The 19,908-nt window shown below is 42.3% G+C and carries 16 protein-coding genes; 3 read left to right on the forward strand and 13 right to left on the reverse strand.

Annotated elements, in window-relative coordinates; all coding sequences use genetic code 11:
• The first annotated feature begins 11 nt into the window (after nt 1–11).
• Complete coding sequence (locus MKY19_RS22375) at nt 12–1,619, forward strand: response regulator (RefSeq protein WP_339804443.1); 1,608 nt, start codon at nt 12–14, stop codon at nt 1,617–1,619.
• Nucleotides 1,620–1,680: 61 nt separating this feature from the next.
• On the opposite strand, the gene MKY19_RS22380 is transcribed toward MKY19_RS22375, so the two are convergent.
• Both MKY19_RS22380 and MKY19_RS22385 read right to left on the reverse strand, forming a co-directional pair.
• A complete protein-coding gene (locus tag MKY19_RS22380) occupies nt 1,681–2,223 on the reverse strand; it encodes a DinB family protein (protein ID WP_339804446.1) in 543 nt (180 codons plus the stop codon).
• Between the two features lie 67 nt (nt 2,224–2,290).
• Nucleotides 2,291–3,238 carry a YafY family protein gene (locus MKY19_RS22385; RefSeq protein WP_339797744.1) on the reverse strand — a complete coding sequence of 316 codons (948 nt, stop codon included), beginning with the start codon at nt 3,236–3,238 and terminating at the stop codon, nt 2,291–2,293.
• Between the two features lie 205 nt (nt 3,239–3,443).
• Here MKY19_RS22385 and MKY19_RS22390 point away from each other — a divergent pair, with 205 nt between their 5' ends.
• Complete coding sequence (locus MKY19_RS22390; protein ID WP_339797747.1) at nt 3,444–4,634, forward strand: coenzyme F420-0:L-glutamate ligase; 1,191 nt, start codon at nt 3,444–3,446, stop codon at nt 4,632–4,634.
• Nucleotides 4,635–5,043: 409 nt separating this feature from the next.
• Here MKY19_RS22390 and MKY19_RS22395 read toward each other — a convergent pair whose 3' ends face one another.
• The 6 genes from MKY19_RS22395 to MKY19_RS22420 form a co-directional block, all read right to left on the reverse strand.
• A complete protein-coding gene (locus MKY19_RS22395; RefSeq protein ID WP_042190650.1) occupies nt 5,044–6,183 on the reverse strand; it encodes a 5-methyltetrahydropteroyltriglutamate--homocysteine S-methyltransferase in 1,140 nt (379 codons plus the stop codon).
• Between the two features lie 128 nt (nt 6,184–6,311).
• Nucleotides 6,312–7,085 carry an ABC transporter permease gene (locus MKY19_RS22400; RefSeq protein WP_076284690.1) on the reverse strand — a complete coding sequence of 258 codons (774 nt, stop codon included), beginning with the start codon at nt 7,083–7,085 and terminating at the stop codon, nt 6,312–6,314.
• Nucleotides 7,063–8,046, reverse strand: coding sequence for an ABC transporter ATP-binding protein (locus MKY19_RS22405; RefSeq protein WP_042190654.1), 984 nt, complete (start codon nt 8,044–8,046; stop codon nt 7,063–7,065). Before MKY19_RS22405 ends, MKY19_RS22400 begins: the two co-directional genes overlap by 23 nt.
• Before the next feature lie 568 nt (nt 8,047–8,614).
• On the reverse strand, nt 8,615–8,803 hold the full coding sequence (locus tag MKY19_RS22410; RefSeq protein WP_042190658.1) for a hypothetical protein: 189 nt from the start codon (nt 8,801–8,803) through the stop codon (nt 8,615–8,617).
• 74 nt (nt 8,804–8,877) lie between these two features.
• Nucleotides 8,878–9,501 (reverse strand): hypothetical protein, encoded by a 624-nt coding sequence (locus MKY19_RS22415; protein ID WP_339797751.1) that lies wholly within the window; start codon nt 9,499–9,501, stop codon nt 8,878–8,880.
• A 421-nt stretch (nt 9,502–9,922) separates the two neighbouring features.
• A complete protein-coding gene (locus MKY19_RS22420; RefSeq protein ID WP_339797753.1) occupies nt 9,923–10,807 on the reverse strand; it encodes a LysR substrate-binding domain-containing protein in 885 nt (294 codons plus the stop codon).
• A gap of 110 nt (nt 10,808–10,917) precedes the next feature.
• Between MKY19_RS22420 and MKY19_RS22425 the strand changes: the two genes are divergently transcribed.
• A complete protein-coding gene (locus tag MKY19_RS22425; RefSeq protein WP_339797756.1) occupies nt 10,918–12,309 on the forward strand; it encodes an MFS transporter in 1,392 nt (463 codons plus the stop codon).
• A gap of 219 nt (nt 12,310–12,528) precedes the next feature.
• On the opposite strand, the gene MKY19_RS22430 is transcribed toward MKY19_RS22425, so the two are convergent.
• From MKY19_RS22430 to MKY19_RS22450, 5 genes are all read right to left on the reverse strand, one after another.
• Nucleotides 12,529–13,407: a hypothetical protein gene (locus MKY19_RS22430; protein ID WP_339797759.1), complete on the reverse strand. Its 879-nt coding sequence runs from the start codon at nt 13,405–13,407 to the stop codon at nt 12,529–12,531.
• Nucleotides 13,408–13,728: 321 nt separating this feature from the next.
• Nucleotides 13,729–14,940, reverse strand: coding sequence for an MFS transporter (locus tag MKY19_RS22435; RefSeq protein WP_339797762.1), 1,212 nt, complete (start codon nt 14,938–14,940; stop codon nt 13,729–13,731).
• A complete protein-coding gene (locus MKY19_RS22440) occupies nt 14,927–16,111 on the reverse strand; it encodes a glycosyltransferase (protein WP_339797765.1) in 1,185 nt (394 codons plus the stop codon). The genes MKY19_RS22435 and MKY19_RS22440 overlap by 14 nt, the downstream gene beginning before the upstream one ends.
• 202 nt (nt 16,112–16,313) lie before the next feature.
• Nucleotides 16,314–17,327, reverse strand: coding sequence for a zinc-dependent alcohol dehydrogenase family protein (locus MKY19_RS22445; protein WP_339797768.1), 1,014 nt, complete (start codon nt 17,325–17,327; stop codon nt 16,314–16,316).
• Between the two features lie 31 nt (nt 17,328–17,358).
• Nucleotides 17,359–19,908, reverse strand: a complete 2,550-nt coding sequence (locus MKY19_RS22450; RefSeq protein ID WP_339804449.1) for a glycoside hydrolase family 2 protein — start codon at nt 19,906–19,908, stop codon at nt 17,359–17,361.

Below are 19,908 nucleotides of genomic sequence, written 5' to 3' on the forward strand. Positions count from 1 at the left end.
TAGTGTATCCAATGTATAATGTAATGCTGGTGGATGATGAACCCATTGTAAAAGTCGCGCTCAGAACCATGATTCCATGGGAAGAGCTTGGATATATGATCTGTGCTACAGCCTCTGACGGAGTTGAAGCTTTAACCCTTGTTGAGAAGTTTAATCCCCATATCATCATTACAGATCTCAAAATGCCTAATATGGATGGTTTGCAGCTGATAAAAGAACTCAATAACAGAGGGTTTGCCGGGAAAATCCTGGTGGCAAGTAACCACGGGGAGTATGAATTGGTTCGTGAAGCATTAGTTCTTGGCGCTGTAGATTATATGCTTAAGATTAGTATGAAGACTGCGGACCTCATCCAGTTGCTGGAGAAATCCACGCAGCTAATCCAAGAACAGCTTCAGTCCAAGCAGCAGCTAGAGACACAATCTCAGCTATTGCAACACAATTTAAAGAGTGTGAAGAATGCGATTTTAAAAGATTATTTTACCGACCCATATTATGATATGAATCAGCTTGAGCAGCAAAATTCTATAACACTCGCTTTTAGTGACAATAGCTGCTACTTGTTCTACATCACCTTTGAGCAAAATAGCGCCAGCCCTAGCGCACGTAAAAACCAGCTATCGGTATCCTTCATTGAAAACATCATCTTAGATATCCTGGAAACCGTAGATCAATTCGAAATTATTCAGCTTGAATCGAATGCATTGTTGCTGCTAATCTCCACTGATACCTTGGACAATCAGCAAATTATCCGTACCGACTTTATCCATAGAGTCATTCAGTTGATCAAAATGTATATTTCTATTACCCCTACCATTGTTTATTCCCAGCCCATTAGAGGATACGCTGAGGCGAAAGTAATGCTAGAGCGATGTAAAGAATCCTTGGAAATCCAATTTTACAACGAAATAACGATTATTGATCCCGAGATTGTCCATTTAAATGATACGCTCGATTTCGAAAACGTTCATGAGTTCTCTACGAATTTAATACAGGCCTGGAAACGTTCGGGCATTGAAGCCGTTAATCAAGCCACTCAAAATTTCCTTGAGACCTGCAGATCGAAACAAATAAAGCCGGCTGAAGCCAAAACATTCATCGTCAATTGTCTGCACTATCTTCCATTATGCGATGCTCACATTATCGTTGAAGATCCAAAGCTTTTGAAAACAACTATTGAGAATATTGCAAACAGTAAACGAAGTGCTGAGATTCTAACGCAAATGGAGCTTTTATTTCAATTATTCTCACATCAAAAACAACAGATTGTGACTACCCATAATAGGGATGTTAAACAAACAATTGATTATATCAATGCAAATTATCAGAAAAAGCTGACCTTATCTCTGATTGCCAAGCAGGTCAACTTAAGTGAGAACTATCTATCCAGAATCTTTAAAGAAGAAGTCGGCCAAAGTATCATTCATTACATTAACACCGTAAAAATGGAGAAAGCCGCAGAGTTAATTCTAAAGGGCAACCCTTATGTCAAAGAGATTTCTACGCAAATCGGTATACATGATCAATTTTATTTCACCAGACTTTTCAAGAAGCATTTTGGAGTTAATCCGAGTGAATATAAAGATTATGTTCAAGCGACGCTTGGCTCAGGAAATTAAGATCCTTTCTTTTACGACGAAAGGCCGTTGCTGTAGATCAGCAACGGCCTCTTTTTTGGTATTACAACACTTTCCGAAACAATTCATTGTTTAATCGCTCCAGCTGCAGAAGATGATGACGATAGTGCATCTCAATAAGCAGGAACCATTCCTCCGCGCATAGTCCACCGAATCGTGGGTGAGATACGGTATTTTGTTTGGACGCTTTTTCAAGAGACGGTTCGATCTCTCTCATTCTTTGGATGACTGAATGTAACCCTTGACTTAATTGTTCCTTGCTCTCCGGCTGCTCCGGCGTATATTGGGCGGAAGGCGGAACCTGAATACGAATGGGCGGAAAACTGCCTTGTGCAAATATAGCCGCACCATCCTCGGTTTTCCCCACATGAGATACCGAGGGATCTTGGTTGAGCACCAGACATTGATCGATATTACGAAGCTGCATATACAGTGCCGAGTTAATGAGATGTTGAACCATCTGTCCGATGGACCACTCGTTTTCACTTGGCTTTAGCTTCAGCTGCTCCAGATTGAATCGCTCTACTTCTTGAATATAGTATGTCGCAGTTTCTTCAAAACGTTGTAAGGCTTCTTTTGTTGTAATCATTATATATCAGCTCCTGTAGTCATTGATTATCCAAGTATATAAAAACGCTACTGACAGCGTTATGTCAGTAGCGTTTTAACATTATTTCTAGTTCGTTTCTAACTTGATGGCGAAAAGATTCCGGCTCTAGCACAACCATGCCACCTCCCCAGCCCAGCACCCATTGCAGCAATTCCGCTGGCTTTCGAACCCGAAAAGTAACCCGTAAGCCTTCCGCATGATCCTCTATAGTTTCCATATAAAAATTGTTCGATTCCCTTACCTTATCAGCTATGTCAGAATGGACTAAGATAACCACATGAACGTTACGATCATCAGGAGGTTGGTATACCTCCAATTGAAAATCCGCTGGCCGTATAAATTTATCTTCCAGATCAATAAGCTCCCTCATTCGGGATAACCGGAAATGACGGATGTCTTGACGCAATTCACACCAGGCGACGAGTACCCATGATCCTTGATGAAGCACAAGTCCGTAAGGAGCTACCGTACGAATACTTTGACGGTTCCCATCGGCTTCGGCGATTCTTTTGGAATAACGAAATCTTATTTTCCTTTCCTCTAATATCGCTCGACGAATGGCTTCCAGACATGCCTTTTCTTGTATTGGTGCTATATCTGCTGCGGATGCAAATAAACGAAAACTTTTGCGGATCTGTGATGCTTCACTGCGGATGGCTTCTGGCAGGATAGCTTCTATTTTCGCTTTAGAACTTCTAGCCTTATTGCCATAGTGGGCATCAAACCACTGCTCGATAAAGTCAGTCCCGATAAGCAATGTCACTGCTTCGTCCAGCGTGAAACTAACGGGTGGCAGGAAATAGCCCTCAATCAAGGAGTAGCCCTGCCCTGGCGCTCCTATTATGGATACGCCCGCTTCACTAAGTGCCTGAATATCCCGATAAATAGTTCTCACGCTCGTTTCAAACGTAGCCGCCAAATCTTCCGCTCGCAGCACTTTATTACGCTGCAATTCAAGCACTATAGCTAACAAACGGTCCATTTTGTTCATACGGCTCTACCTCCCCGAGAAATTGATTTTCTATCTCTAACGACAATGTTAAAAATCTCTAAAAACTTCTATATCTATAAACCATTTTTATATTAGATATTATAAACATTAATTTTACTTATATCGCTCTAAAAGGGTATAGTAATATAGGGATTATAACCATTACTTTTATAGAGAGTATACCCTTATAAGAGGAGAGATCATATTGGAAAGAGTAGTTGGAACAGTGGTACGTGGACTCCGCGGGCCCATCATTAATAATGGGGATAATATTGAAGAAATCGTAGTTCAAACCGTATTGAATGCTGCAAAAGTCGAAGGTTTCTCGATCGAGGATCGTGACATTGTAACTGTAACTGAATCCATTGTGGCTCGGGCACAAGGAAACTATGCGACGATTGACAATATTGCTGCTGATATAAAGGCAAAATTCGGTGAAGAAACCGTGGGTGTCATCTTCCCAATCCTTAGCCGTAACCGATTTGCTAACTGCTTGCGTGGTATTGCCAAAGGGGCAAAAAAAGTAGTCTTAATGCTAAGCTATCCAGCTGATGAAGTGGGCAACCACCTTGTAGACATCGACGAACTAGATGCTAAAGGTATCAATCCATGGACGGATGTATTAACAGAAGCTCAGTTTCGTGAGTTTTTCGGCTATATCAAGCACCCATTCACAGGTGTTGACTATATTGAATATTACAAAGGTTTAATTGAAGCTGAAGGTGTGGCTTGTGAAGTCATCTTCTCCAACAATCCAAAAACCATTTTAAATTATACAAAAAATGTATTAACTTGCGATATTCACACTCGCTTCAGAACCAAACGCATTCTCACAAACAATGGTGCTGAAAAAGTATTTGGCTTGGATGATATTCTTACACAATCCATTGATGGCAGCGGCTTTAACGAAGCTTATGGTCTGCTTGGATCCAATAAAGCAACAGAAGAAAGCGTAAAGCTATTTCCAAATAACTGCCAACCTATCGTGGATGGTATCCAAGCAAAAATCAAAGAAATAACAGGTAAAACTGTAGAAGTTATGGTTTATGGCGATGGTGCATTCAAAGATCCAGTCGGTAAAATATGGGAACTGGCAGATCCAGTTGTATCCCCTGCTTACACTGCCGGACTTGATGGAACACCAAATGAAGTGAAATTGAAATATTTGGCCGATAACAACTTCTCTCATCTTCGTGGTGAAGAGCTGAAACAAGCCATTTCTAAATACATCCAGAATAAAAATGATGACCTGGTTGGTGCGATGGAAGCACAAGGGACTACTCCTCGTAGATTAACGGACCTGATTGGTTCATTATCTGATTTGACTTCTGGTAGTGGCGATAAAGGAACACCGATGATTTATATTCAAGGTTACTTCGATAACTATACAAAATAAGATAAATACAAAAAGGGAGTCTCCTCTACGAGACTCCCCTTTTTTTTACTTTGCGGTGCCCTCTTTCATATCAAGGCATTGATAGATTAGGGAATTTCTCCCTAAAATTCAGTGAATTTTGATCATTAGGCCAACAATTAGGGAATTCCTCCCTATAATTCAACTAATTTAGCGGTAAAAGTATATTTTGGCCCGATTTTTAGGGAGGAATTCCCTGATTCCATTCATTTAAAGCAATTATCGGCTTTTATTAGGGAGCTTTTCCCTAATTACTCACAATCCACTGGTATAGTGACAGCACGCCAAGTAAATCCATGTACACTCTTTAAATCAAAATACACCTTTAACCGTACGGATGAACATCCGAATGGTTAAAGGTGTATTGTCTCTGTCTACTTTTTAATTAGAGTTAATTCCAGATCTCTTCAGCAATCTCTTTAATATAAGCAAGCTTGCGCCATTGCTGCTCTTCTGTAAGGTGGTTACCTTCTTCCGTGGAAGCAAAGCCGCATTGCGGGCTCAGGCAAATCCGGTTTAGATCGACATATTGCTTCGCTTCCTCAATACGCTTCAGAATATCTTCCTTGCTTTCAAGCTCACCAAATTTGGAAGAGAACAGGCCAAGCACGACCTGCTGATTGTCTTTTAGGAAGCGTAATGGTTTGAAGTCACCTGCACGTTCAGTATCAAACTCCAGATAGTAACCTGAGTAGTTATTGATGTTCAGAAGTGTTTGCGCGATAGGTTCATAACCTCCGCCTACTCCAGCATAAGTAGAAACATAATTGCCTCGGCATACATGTGTCGTTACAACGAGATCTTCCGGCAGACCGGATACCACTTCTTCGTTCAACTTCGCAAGCTCGTTCGCATATTCAGCTACATTCACACCAACCTGATTCATAAATGCTATAAACTGTTCGTCGCACAGCGCTCCCCACGTGCAATCGTCAATTTGAATGCTGCGGCAGCCCGCTGCATAAAAGGCAAGAATTGACGCTTTGTATGCTTTGGCAATATCCGAAATTAGCTCTTCACGATTCGGGTATAATTCATTCGTGCTTTCCTTATTTTCTACCCGATCCAGCTCAAACAGGAACTGCGCTGCTGCAGGAATCGATTGGCGCGCAACAACATCCTCACCAGCAGCGCCTTTTAAGAATTCATAATGCGCTACAAAAGGGTGGCTGCTGTAGCTTATTTTTCCGGTCAGTCGTGCGGTTTCTGGTCTGGATTCTGCACCATTAAATTGGTAGCCTTGATCAATAATGGTCCGCTCTACACCATCAAAACCCCAGAAGAAGTCGAGATGCCACCAAGAGCGGCGGAATTCGCCGTCGGTTACAGCTTGAAGACCTACCTCTTTTTGTTTTTGCACGAGCTTGACGATCTCGTCGTTCTCTACTTCCTTCAACTGCTCGGCAGTAATTTCGCTGTTCTTGAATTTTAATCTAGCCTCTTTCAACGCCTGAGGGCGCAGGAAGCTGCCAACAATATCATATCGAAATGGAGTAACGGTTCGCTTTTTAGGTTCGGTTTGAGTGCTCATATATTAATCTCCTCGTGAACAAATTATTAAAATTAATATAGCATATCCGATTGCCTATACCGTTACACCAATGAGTTATGGCAGGTTATAAGTATTAGCTATACCTAATAAATAAACGATTGTGTACGCTAGTATTGCCCCAGAAGTCCTTTCTTCATGGCTATTTTTTCACAGCGATCAAACACAACGAGCCCTAGAATCAAATAAACCAGCGAATTTAATATTAATACGCCATAGTCAGATAAAGATAGATCCGTTAACGTTAGATTCTCAAGCATCACCGTTCTTACCATATTCACGCCTTTAACGAATGGGGCAAAAGCTAAAAACGGAGCTACAGTGATCGGAACAAATACAAGTCCCATCAAGACAAATTGGAAAATCTGTAGAAATGCTTGAATTTGTTTCACAATAATAGCCAAACCAGCAATCATAAAACTAACGCCTACCATACTTATCATAGTAACTATAATGATTGGGATCGTTGTCATGGGATTAAGACTCAACCATTGTCCCGAGGTTAGCATCGCTCCAAACAGCAAGAGAATCATAATGACGGACTGTAAGCCCAATTGACTGACGATCCGCGTGAGCATAATTTTCCACACACCCATGGGAGACATATATAACTGCTCTAACGTTCCACGCGTCGCTTCTGTGATTACCGAATAACCAATAAAGTTCATCGTCATCATCGTTAAGCTCCAAAAGACCACACTTACAATTGAATATTGAACATTCGTATCAAAACTGGCTGGATCTCCTATGAACATAATTCCAAAAAATGCAGCCAGAAATATAATATAAAAAGTGACTACTAATGCAATCGTGTTCGGTAAATATCGTTTCAACTCAATATATTCCTTACGAAAATTAGCATTAAATAAATGGAGCCATTTCATGAGTCTTACCTCCCTTCACAATCTGAATAAACACTTGTTCAAAATCAATGGTTATTCGATCAATACTTTCCACCATCGTTCCTTCCTCTTTCAGAAGATCGAACAACTCGTAGATATCCTGACCATGCTCTAAATTCACTTCCACGATCGTTTCATGAGAGCTTGCTTTATAAGTACTTAAAGGGAATATACTCAACAGTTTATTCTCCTGTTCAGGGCTTAATTGCTCACCTAATTTAATGGAATATGCCCTTGTTTCAAATAACTTAAGTAAATTCTCCACCCTGTCGTCAATCACAACTTCACCTTTGTTAATGATAATGGCACGGTCACACAGCTCCTGAACGACGGGCATATCATGTGAGCTAATAATGATCGTACGTTTCTCTTCCCTCACTATCGTTTTTAGAATATTTCGTAATTCATAACTAACCTCAACATCCAAACCGAGCGTTGGCTCATCCAGCAAGATGACATCCGTATTAGCTAATAACGCCACAGCGATTGCCAGCTTTTGTTGCATCCCCCGAGATAATCCATTAACCAACTCATTCTCCTTTTCTTTAAGGTTGAATTGCTCTAATAATTTATCTGTCTGATCGGCAATTTGCTTCCGAGAGTACCCCCGGTTACCTGCAAAATATTCTAAATTTTCCCGAACCGTAAGACGCCAATATAAATTCCGGTTCCCTTCTAATACAGCACTAATATGCTCTAGCGCTTTGAGTCTCTTCTTACAAATATCTAAGCCATTAATGGATATAGAACCCCCATCCGATTCTAACAAACCACAGAGCATCTTTATTGTTGATGTTTTCCCAGCACCGTTGGGGCCTAGTAAACCGAGAACCTCTCCACGATTTACATGAAAAGAAACATCACGAACGGCATGGATCTTCTCTTTCGTCTTTCTTTTCTCGTATACCTTGCTAATCCCTCGTACTTCTATAATTTTCTCCACCTTATAACCATCCTCTCCCGTACGATTTAAAAGAGTGATTCCATTGTTAAATTTATTTTATTTGAGTATCTAAATTTAGATAACTGGCTCCAGATGGATACTTTCTCCGTCTGAGGAATGAGATTTGTATAGACGACAACTATGATAAGTCTATAGGAAATATCGCAATTTTTAAGAATCACTGGGTGAATGTCCGGCATGGAGCAAATGTAGGTTATTTCATCATAGAGAAAACGAGGAGGACATCATGAATCAAAAAAAAATCCATTTTGCGTGGTGGGTATTAGTAGTACTTGTTTAAATGGTTAGAGTTGCAAAAAGTGGCGTTATGACCGCAGGCGGGCTATTTTGACACTAACAATGATCATATCGTTATTGCCGCAGACATTGATGAGGTAGCGCTAGAGAAAGTAAGCCAGAAACAGAATGCTTATGAAATGAAATTGCATGTTGTCTCAGATGAGGATTGGCAGAAAATTAATTCCATCGATGGAGGATACTCAGCTCAATAACGATAATGACAGCCCTCAAGTTAAATGAGGGCTGTCATTTTTTCATTACAAGGCCATTAGAAGATCCATATGAGTAAGAAAATAACTGCAATTATTGCCACCACGATGAACAGATTGGTTACCTCGCTCCAAAATCCAGGAACACCTTGTGTATGATATTTTTGCGCATTGACATCATGGTTTGCTTTATGACCGCCAGGGTCCGTCACATTTGGATTAGGTCCTGGATCAAAAAAGTCAGACATAGAAATCAACACCTTTCTCGATTATAAACCATATTATACCAGTTAATTCCCTTTTTAAAAATAATCTCCTTTGCTCAATTCATTTGAGAATGAAAATAAGGTAAGTGTTTCTTTGATAGAGCTTTTTCGATTAGTTCATGATCGTAGCCATATTTTTGCAATGCAGTAATAATCGCTTGTGTCCTGTCTGATCGTTGTCTTCTTAAATTTGATTCTAGCTGTATTTCTAGAGGAACCGTAGGAATAGTGTACCGTCCGATTGTCACATTCCTAAAATGATTCCAAATGAATTGTCCACCTTCCCATATCCCATCGCCATCCATAGAATCAGGAATTCCCGCTGAGTTGGAGATATGAACGACTTCCACTTTAAACCCATCGATGATCCAACTCCCTTTTGTCCATGAAAAGCCTGAAGAAAAGGTCTGAGTGTATGTAGGTTCTTCTAAAGAGGATAACCAGTTCTCTCCATGAGGGAATTCACATTTACCCAGCAAGGAATATTCCTTCAGAAGTTCTGCAAATTGTGCAATCCCTTCTTTATTTTTTGTATAAATATCAACGTCTCCCGGAGTCATTTCACAGCCCTGTAAAACCGAACCCACCGAACCAAGCAAGATCCATTCTAATTTCGAATTCACTTCCGATGAAAAATAAAGCTCACATACCTTTGACAAAGCTATTTCCCAGCTATTCATAATTCCACCCCAAATTGACTAGTAAGTTCGAGTACATGAAACCTTAATAACCTCAGATGCGTTAAAGAACTATACAAATTCACAGGAGGTTTTTAAAATGAGATACAGTGCTGCAGGCGCGCGAATAACCTGTCCTTGTTGTCAAAACGATACCTTTCATCTGGATTATAAACTGCTTAACACAAGCGGAGCATCCTTTCTAGGATTTGACTGGGCGAATAAAAACGCTGCTATACTTATTTGTAAGAGATGCACCCATATCTCATGGTTTATGGAAGAACCAACATCAGATAACTAAACACTACCAGATTTTTCTACATCCTCATTATAAAATATTTCTATAGACTATGCGTCCTTGAGCTGGATGCAATTGTTCTTTTGCATCCAGTTAAATACCTCTAGATAACCATCCCCGATTGTCTTAAGCCTCTTTGGATAACGATCCGAAATATTCTACAACTACCTTACGAAATTCCAGAGCAGCTCGCGAAATATACCGACTCTTGTGCCATATTAAAGCAATTTCCCGTACCAATTCGTGATTCTTTATTTGGAGATATTTGATGTCTTCCCGTGAATTTCTTGCTGTACTTGGTATGAAGGCAAGACCAATCTCAGCTTCCACAAGAGTGATTAACCTTGCAGGTTCATCCCCCTCATACACATATTTAGGCGTAAATCCAACCGATTGGCACACAGAGTCTATTAAATCCCGAGTTCCATAACCACTCTTAACCCCGACGAACCATTCATCTCTCAGCTCTATCAAAGATACGCTGCTTCGATCTGCCAACCGATGCCCCTTAGGAACGACTACAAGGATTGGGTCGATAAATACGACTTGGCATTCGATGTCGTCCCCTTCTAAAGGGGGTGAGGACAAGCAGAAATCCACCTCTCCTCTATCCAAAAGTGTAACCATTTCCTTCGTAGTCAGCATCTGCACATGAAATTGAATATCAGGTCGCTTTTTTCGAAACTCGCGAAGGATATTGGGTAATGTACTGGCGGTGGTCACTGCTAATTCAAGCGTGTTATGTTCCGGGTGAGATAAATCGCTAAGCTCCTGCTTCCCCTGCTCCAATTCAAACAAAGCTCTTTCTGCACGGCGAAGGAATCTGCTTCCGAACTCATTCAGACGAAGGTTTCGCCCTACTCGATCGAATAAAGGGACCCCTAGATCCTCCTCCAAGCGCTGTATTGTTTTGCTAAGTGATGATTGAGTAACGTGCAGATTTCGCGCAGCTTCGGTCACATGTTCCAACCGAGCTACCGCGAGAAAATATTGCAGCTGTAGAAGTTCCATTTCGCACCCCATTCATTCCTTTAAGTCAATGAGAATATAACATAAAATGCGTTGGAATGAATAATTAAAATCAAGTAGGATGACATTAATACGCTTTAGGGGGACACAAAATGAGTGCTCGGAATTGGTGGTTAATGATTTCAGTGGGGCTAGGGATACTATTGAACCCATTAAACTCTTCAATGGTTTCTGTTGCTATTCCAAGATTGCAAAATGTATTCCAACTTGACTATACAGGTGTTTCCTGGATTATTTTTTCTTTCTACATCGCTAGTAGCATCGCTCAACCCGTCATGGGAAAGGCCAGCGATTTATTTGGTAGGAGGAAGATATTTCTTACCGGGCTTGTAGTAGCCTTCATTGCCTCATTATTAGCTCCATTCGCACCAAGCTTCGCATGGCTCCTCGTGTTCCGCATTGTGCAAGCCATTGGAACAAGCATGATGGTTGCCGTCGGTATGGCTATAGTGCGAATTCATGTAACGGAAAAACAAGCGACAGCGCTGTCTGTTTTATCCATCTTCCTATCTGGTGCGGCAGCCATTGGACCCTTTATTGGCGGGGTTATTATACACTGGTGGGGCTGGCCCGCTATCTTTTTCGTTAATATTCCATTTGTGGTAGTGAGCTTTCTATTGTCTTGGAGAAATGTCCCTAAGGAAAACTCGTCATTAACCGTTTCATCGGGCATGTCCCTTCGCAAATGGTTCAATTGGATAGATGGATCAGGGATCCTGCTCTTCACAGTGGGACTGGTTGCCCTGCTCATTGGATTACTCTCAGCAAAATCATCCGGGCACATCGCTGTAGGAAATGTCATTGTTTCACTGATAGGACTCGCTCTGCTAGGGGTATTCGTACGACATGAGTTAAAAGCGACTTCGCCTTTTATCCCTTTACGCACATTCGCCAAATATCCTGCAATGACGTGGGTTAATGTGGAATTCATGCTCGTTAATGTACTCTTTTACTCACTCTTTTTCGGAGTTCCGTCCTACTTGCAAATGGTTCGCCATGTCAGCGAGTATCAAACAGGGATACTTATGCTAACCTTAGGCCTATGCTCTCTAGTTACTTCTCCAATAGCAGGACGATGGATCGATAAATCCGGACCAGGACCGGCACTACTAGTGTCTGCAATATTGATGACTGCGGGATCGGTATGGCTCGTGACTTTGAATCAATCTTCACCGGTTATTAGCGTGTGCCTGGCTTTGGCTGCATTCGGGATTAGCAATGGGTTGAATAATGTAGGTATGCAAGCAGCTTTGTTCCAAAGTTCACCCAAGGAAATGATCGGCGTAGCATCGGGTTTATTTAATACTTCAAGATATTTGGGAACCATTCTCTCTTCCTTGTTGATAGGCATCGTAATGAGAGGCAAGTTCAGCTTTGAGGGATTTCAAGTACTTGGGATTATTCTCACGATCATTGCATTGTCTTTGGTATTCATGAGTCGGCGGCGCCGGAAGTCAGGGGAGTTGCAGGAGAGGATAAATTGATTAATTACTCCAAATAGTCCTGCATATCCGGATAAGAGTCGAATACATTTTTTATACTTCAAAAACCATAGAACTACCTCAGATGTTGCTTAACTTTGCCTTCAATAAATAGACATTTCTCAGTGAACCGCAAAAAAAGCGAGAGCAAATCCCCCGCGTTAAGCAAGTACCCTATTGCATTATCTTCCGATGGGCAGGTAGTGGGATACAGAAAAGATTCTATGTGGGCGAGGGAAATCTCGCAGCTTCAAAGTGGCAACGTTCTGGTAGACCGATACCCCCTTGTGCAAATATTGTGCCAGACAACGCGTTAGCCCTGATACGTACTTGATCACCAGCCTGTAATAAAAGTATAGAAGAGACTTCCACGTAAATTGCGTTACCAAAGGAACCGAGACTTACTTCTGAATCTTCAGCAACAACCACTCCGTTTTTCTCAATACGAACAGATGCTTTGAAATCAGCAACTAGATTATTTACGAAGAATATCGATCCAATAATTAAATATATACCATTCTGAATAGGCGTAAACGTTGAGGTTAGTGGGTTAAACTCACCATTTAAATCAAATTCTACAGTTTGGAAGGTGATAACAGTGTCTCCAATTAATTGTTGCTGATCATCTTTATTAACTCTAAATGCCGATACAGGTACAGGCCCCGTTACTCCTGTCGCTCCAGTCGTTCCCGTTGCCCCCGTTACTCCCGTTACTCCTGTCGCTCCTGTTGCTCCCGTTACAACTTCAACGCTACCTAAAAGTTCGTCCGATAGAATACGATGGGCTGCTACCAATTCCCGGGATTCATCTTTACCCCATAAGGAAACCTGCGTTTCATTTTCAGCTGGACCTATGATCGTAAACACAAATTCGAAAGCGTCAAATTCTACAGAATAGTTACGAGTGATTACAGTGTTTGTTAGTACTAACATCAATTCTTGAACATATATAGTTCTCGTACCGTTTAAATAAAATCCCTCAATTAAGATCGTTGAATAATCCGCCTCGTTACGATTATCTATTTTAATCGTAACGAAGCTGGACGGTCTAACACCACCAATGAGATTATTGGAAATGGGACCAGTCGACAAAATTACCATTCCTTTATTCCCTCCTTTCCGAAAGAATTTGAATTCGATTTCGTATCGGTTCATGTTCCCTTTACATAAAAATCCTATATAAATACTGAAGCGTGATTGAGCGTATTGAGAAAGATCAGTTCTACATTATGGAAGGAATGGTTTACTTTATAGTGTATTATCGACTTTACTAAAATGTCTGTTTGATTGTCCTAAGGAAGATATACTAATAATTTTATTGAAATTCTTTGTTCCTTCCCTTCATTACTTATTTAGTCTTGTATATTAAGCTTAGGTGCAATTCCTAAATTCGTTGTGAAGAGTCTATTAAATAAATCTTAACTACGATACATTTGGAAGCTTCTCCATCCCTCTGTTTCTGTGAATAAATAATCGGGCTGGGGATAGCAAGTAGACAACACTAATCAATCCAAACAAACAGGCACTGACTTGAAAAGGCAGCAATTGATTTCCTGAGCTTCCCAGCCAGCCTCCAATTAGCGGACCAATAACCACCCCTAAACCCTCTATGGAAAACAATAGTCCCCAGCTGATCCCTACAGAATCTTCGGGAATGTAACTGGCCATTAAAGCATTCCAAGAGGGAAGCAAAGCAGCATAAGCACACCCTAGCAGAAGCGAGAGCCCAATGGCGGCGGAGAAGGAATTAATAGAAGTTAAGCCGAACAAGGCAACCGCAAATACGCCGAACCCAATGACAAGGAACCACTTCCCTCCGACTTGATCAAACCATTTTCCCATGGGCACAAGAAATAGAACTACGCCTGCTCCTCCCATAAATAACACGATAGACAGCTGAGAATGGGACAGACCCAGATGCGAAATAGTAAAGCTTGTTAGAAAAGGAACTAGTATCCCGCCCGCTGTAGTCTGCAGCAGCATGCCAGGGACCAGAAATCCTCCCTTTTTTACTTTGTTCCATAGAGATACAAACTGCTCACCTACGGATATATTCACACTCTGCACCGAGACCTTGTTCATCTTTACAAGACCTACCATGATCCAGCCCGCTACGAAAAATAATCCAATGACAGCAAGGGACAGTGACAGCCCACCACCAATTAACAAATTCATCATAACGGGACCCAGACCTAGGCCAGCCATCCAGTATACGTACAAGGTTCCCATCTGTTGTGCTCGTTTTTCCTCTGATACCTGGCTCATACATAGGATCCAGATCGGTGAGAATCCAGCACCTAAGCAAGCAGAGGCTACAATAAGCATCCACGGACTATGCGTTGTCACCATCAATAACAGTCCAACGAACCCAAGAAAGAACCCTCCATGAAGCACGGTACACCCAGGATATCTATCCAAGAGATAGCCGATGAAGCTTTTGATCAAGCTGTCCGTTAAATAGTGTACGGAGACCGCAATGCCAACTACTGACGTTGAAAGCCCCCAGCTCGTCAATATATAAGTGGGTAAGAACGTGATTAGGACAGCCCCTCTTATCCACTCTATAAAAAAGAGAATCATTGCGAGGCGGGTAAACGTCTGCTGTTGTCTTTCTTTCTTCCTAATAATATCCATGAATCGTCTTCGCCTGCCCTTCAACAAGCATGGATTTTGCTGCGGGAACAGAGGGCTGACGCAATTTAATAGCCTCTAAAGCTTCGGTAACGATAGCATCCGAGGCTGATTTCCGCGAAAAGACCTTCATATGCTGTTCCCTTTCATCTCTGTACGCCATATGCTCCAATCGCTGGAGCTGCTCTACTACCTGCTCCTCATTTCGTGCAATCTCTATCAAATGCTGCCCAGATAACCATTCTGCATTGCCTGCCTCCTGACCGGGGAGAGGTCGGTAGACGATAACTGGAAGTGTTTGAGCCATCGCCTCAGTCAAGGTAATCCCGCCAGCCTTGGTCAATAGACAGGAAGCTATGCACATCAGCTCCTGCATTTCTTCGGTATATCCCAAAATGTGAACTCGAGAGTTCTCTTGAAAAAGCTCCCCCGTAGCTTCTCGAAGCTTATGATTATTCCCGCACAATACGATGACATCGAAGCTTGATTGAAGCAGTACTCGTTTTATTAAACCGCCAATGTCACTTAATACACCGTAAGCTCCTGCCGCTAGTAATAGATATTGACGATTTCCTTTTAACCCATGTTTGCGCAAAAGCGCTTCACGATCCTGAGATTGTTCAAAAGCCTCGCGAATGGGAATCCCACTGACCACAAGCTTCTCTTCAGCGATCCCTGCTGACATCAGAGTCGCCTTCATGCTTTCTGAAGCGATAAAATATTTCGTCGTTCGTGGGTGAAGCCACCTGCCATGAACTACATAATCCGTCATAACCGTGAACAGAGGTATTCGACTTCCTGTTGTTGAAGCTAGTTCAGCAGCAGCCAAATAAGGAAAGGTATGAATAATAATATCCGGCTGTATCTCGTCGATGATCCTTTGTACTTTTCGTTTGCCCATAGAATGGATGAGTCTACCCATGAACTGCTCTGGTCTCATCTTGCTCGTCATTGTGTACAAGAATCCATAAAATTCTTGCGTATACCCCGTGTTGTTTAAATAGAACCTTCGGGATAGCTCATTCAAGGTAGGGTGGACTGCAGCGAATAGGTCCAGAGTTGTAATCCGATTAATCCCCCGACGTCTAAATGAATGTTCGATGGCCTCAGCCACTTTCATATGCCCGTCCCCAAATGCCGACGTAACAATAAGTACTTTAGGATCTGTGTTCATGACAAAGCTCCTTTTTCTCATGGCCTCCTTTAACTCTAACTCTGAATCGTAAACTGATAGTGAAGGGATTCTTAACTGAATATTAATTTCAATATTTTATAAAGAGAGACCTCGTCGCAGCCAGTTTTTGCCCACAAAAAAACGATGACCTATGGCAAATAGCCAATAGTCATCGTTGTTGTACGCTTACTATGATTAAATACTACCTCTCGTGCACAATAATCCCTTTAGAAACAAGCAGTTTCGGATATTCGCCCATGATTTCCGGTATATCTTTCAGCGAAAACTGATGGCTAATCAACGACTCAATCTGAACGATTCCCTTCTCAATTAACGCAATCGATTCCTCATGTGTATATGGATTAATGAAAGAGCCCATGATGTTCAACTCTTTTGTAAAAATTTCGAATGGTGAGACTTGAATCAACGTGTCCGGGGAAGCAACTCCAAACATTAAGACTTGTCCACCCTTACGCGATGCCTTAACCGCCAGCTCCATGGAATCCGCCCGGCCTACACATTCGATCACAATATCAAATTGATGATGGAGAGCTTCCATCACACCTTCTGCTGCAGGAGATACGGCTTCATCCGCACCTAATTCGACTAATCGGTCATGTTTGAACACTTCTGGCTCACTGACAATAATCCCTTTAACACCCGCAGCCTTGACGAGCTGCAAGAACAATTGACCAATAAAACCTCCGCCGATAATCAGGACTTGGTGTGCCTTACGGATATCCAGCTTCTTATAACCGTGAAGTACACAACCTAAAGGTTCAATCATCGCCCCTTCGATCCAGCTCATTTCATCAGGTAGCAAGTAACAGTTCGCTACAGGAACAACACAATACTCGCCCATACCACCGTCACGAGTCACCCCAACAGCCTGCAAGTTATCGCATAAATGTACTTTTCCATTCCGGCAAAAATAACAGTTTCCACAATAGATGTTCGGATCAACCGATACACGGTCCCCCACTTGTAAGGTCGTAACCTCATTACCTACAGCCACTATTTCGCCCGCAAGCTCATGTCCTAACACAATCGGAGCTGTCACCTCCGCAGACCCTGGGTATCCATGATAAATATGCTGATCTGTACCACAGATCCCGCAGCATTTCACACGAAGTTTAACTTCTTTGGAGCCAACAGCCGGAGCTTCCCAGTCCTTAAATTCAATGTGCTTAGTTCCTTGAAATACAGCCGCCTTCATCTTAACTCATCTCCTTAAATCCAAGTTTTTGTTAACCCGCATCATTCATTGCCGTTACACGTAAAGTCTCCCAAGGCAGTGCCCCGGCATCCACATGATGCACACGAACCGTCTTCTCCTCACCCGGAATCAGATCAAAGAAATTATCGTCCATAATCACCCAGGGTGCATCTAGTTCGATCATCACCATCCGGGCAACGCGATCTGAGATCAAGTGGATATGTCCTTTCGCTTCATCCACGGAGATCTGAACATGAGCGGGTTGATAATCCATATCCTTATAGTCTCTTAAATAGAGTACATAATCTTCTGTTAACCGTTTCTTCGAACGAAGTACGACCACAACCTCGCAAGCGCTATGTTGCTGCAGTACCTCAGCTTCAGTTAACTTGGCAAAATTAACTTTACTGTTCGAATCAACGGTAACGTCGAATGCACGCTGATATACAATTGTACCATCCATCCGATAGATCGTTAATTCCGCCTCATCCTGATAAGCTTCGCGGCGATCATTGAGAGCCCATAACTGCAGCAGTCCATTCGGATCATGATCCACACATAAGAGTACCGGTGCAAAGAATTTACGCGCATAGTGGTAGCTCGCCTTTGGTAAACCATAATAATCGATAACAGACCAGCTTGTTCCCGGCCAGCAATCATTGAACTGCCAGAATAAAGCCCCGCTTGTATCCGGCTTATTACGGCGGTAATGCTCAATGCCATACCTCAATCCCTCTGCCTGGGTCAGCATCGAGAATTGAATATATTCATTGATATCCTTTGGAACTCCTGTATAACCTTCCATGAGCATAATGCCCTTAGGATAATGGACATCTTTATTACGATACTTCATTTCATCGCTATCCCAATAGAACTGATTGTCCGGCATGTTCTTTGCTAGGGTGTAACGATTGGAAGCGGCATGCAGCCCGAATTCACTGGCGAATTTCGTGAAGTCTGACTTGAATCGTTTGAATGATATCCCTTCAACACTATAATCCTGTGTCTGCGGTTCACCAAACTGACGTGGCTCATTATTCCCATGCCAGACTTGCCAGTTATGGGTATCGCCCACCTCACGTGAATTGTGATCATTGCCGCCAAAAGGCGAGCTAGGCCAAAACGTTCGTGTGGGATCGAGTTGCTCTAGTACTGCAGGCATGAGCTCATGATAAATTTTTTCTCCATAAAAGGGATGTGTGATCTCGCCGTTAGAGGACAGTGCCTCATACAACCAATCATTCTCGTTATTCCCACACCATAGAGCAAGGCTCGTACGACTGCGAAGACGTTTTACGACCTGCTCAATTTCGCGGTGAACATTATTCATGAAATTACGATTGTAATCTGGATACAGTGCACAAGCGAACATGAAGTCCTGCCAGATTAAAATTCCTAACCGATCACATTCGTCAAAGAAAATATCCCGCTCATAAATGCCTCCACCCCAAGCACGAATCATATTCATATTGGCATCCTTGGCCATCTGAAGCAGATGTGCATAGCGGCTGTCTGGCACGGTCGCAATAAAGCTATCAATAGGAATCCAATTAGCACCTTTAGCAAAAACTTTTACGCCGTTCAATACAAAAGTGAAAGCATGGCGCCCTTCTTCATCCAGTTGCATCAATTCGATCTTTCGAATCCCAAATGGCTGCTCATAGGTATCTATTAGCTTCCCATCAGCAAATAACGTAACGCGTAGATGATATAAGAAAGGCGTTCCTAGATCATGGGTCCACCATAACTTTGGATCCATCACCTGCAAGGTAACTGAATGATGAAGCGTACGCGCTGTAATCGCCCCGTCAACTGCAATCCCTGAAGCTCTGTCCAAAGCGACATTCGCTTCCGCAACACGCTCCGTCCCGTCCAATAGTTCCACACGCGCCGTATACGAACATCCGCGATCAAAGGCATGTGCGCATAAATCCACATCAACCACACCTACTTGACCCTCTATCGAGGTTGTACGAGCAAACACATGATCTAAATGTGCATGACGCCGTTTGATCAACTGTACCTCTTTCCATATGCCTGCACAGACCAGACACGGACCCCAGTCCCAGCCAAAATGACTCTGCGCTTTACGTGTCCAAATCCGCTTCTTACTATAGCCCGACCAATAATATTGGACTTTATCGCCTGCGTGTACATGAATAGGATCAAATTTTACGGCAAGCGTATTTTTCCCCTTATTTAATTCACGGGTTACATCAAATGAATGGCTAATGAACATATTATCTGTTGATCCAAGCTCCACGCCGTTGAGATATACGGTTGCATAGGTATCTAACCCTTCGAATAATAGCTCCATCTTCTCACCAGGTTTAAGATCAGAATCGTATGAAAAGACCGTACGATACCACCATACCTTTTCTTCAATCCAACGGCATTTCTGATCTTGGTGGCCAAAGAAAGGATCATCAATAATGCCTTTCTCCCGAAGCGTCGTATGGATGTCACCGGGCACTGTTGTGGTCATCCAGAAATAATCAATAAACTCTGGCGATGCAACTTCAAGATCCCGGGCTTCCCCCACATGAAAATCACGAAGTTTCCAGTTTTCAGTTAATTTAAT

Origin of the sequence: Paenibacillus sp. FSL R5-0744 (assembly GCF_037972555.1) — a bacterium.
Lineage (GTDB): Bacteria > Bacillota > Bacilli > Paenibacillales > Paenibacillaceae > Paenibacillus_AQ.

Coding starts and splice junctions, on each gene's coding strand:
- MKY19_RS22375 (WP_339804443.1), top strand. CDS start 12: ATGTATAATGTAATGCTGGTGGATGATGAACCCATTGTAAAAGTCGCG.
- MKY19_RS22385 (WP_339797744.1), bottom strand. CDS start 3,238: ATGAACAAAATGGACCGTTTGTTAGCTATAGTGCTTGAATTGCAGCGT.
- MKY19_RS22395 (WP_042190650.1), bottom strand. CDS start 6,183: ATGAGCACTCAAACCGAACCTAAAAAGCGAACCGTTACTCCATTTCGA.
- MKY19_RS22400 (WP_076284690.1), bottom strand. CDS start 7,085: ATGAAATGGCTCCATTTATTTAATGCTAATTTTCGTAAGGAATATATT.
- MKY19_RS22410 (WP_042190658.1), bottom strand. CDS start 8,803: ATGTCTGACTTTTTTGATCCAGGACCTAATCCAAATGTGACGGACCCT.
- MKY19_RS22415 (WP_339797751.1), bottom strand. CDS start 9,501: ATGAATAGCTGGGAAATAGCTTTGTCAAAGGTATGTGAGCTTTATTTT.
- MKY19_RS22420 (WP_339797753.1), bottom strand. CDS start 10,807: ATGGAACTTCTACAGCTGCAATATTTTCTCGCGGTAGCTCGGTTGGAA.
- MKY19_RS22425 (WP_339797756.1), top strand. CDS start 10,918: ATGAGTGCTCGGAATTGGTGGTTAATGATTTCAGTGGGGCTAGGGATA.
- MKY19_RS22430 (WP_339797759.1), bottom strand. CDS start 13,407: ATGGTAATTTTGTCGACTGGTCCCATTTCCAATAATCTCATTGGTGGT.
- MKY19_RS22435 (WP_339797762.1), bottom strand. CDS start 14,940: ATGGATATTATTAGGAAGAAAGAAAGACAACAGCAGACGTTTACCCGC.
- MKY19_RS22440 (WP_339797765.1), bottom strand. CDS start 16,111: ATGAACACAGATCCTAAAGTACTTATTGTTACGTCGGCATTTGGGGAC.
- MKY19_RS22445 (WP_339797768.1), bottom strand. CDS start 17,327: ATGAAGGCGGCTGTATTTCAAGGAACTAAGCACATTGAATTTAAGGAC.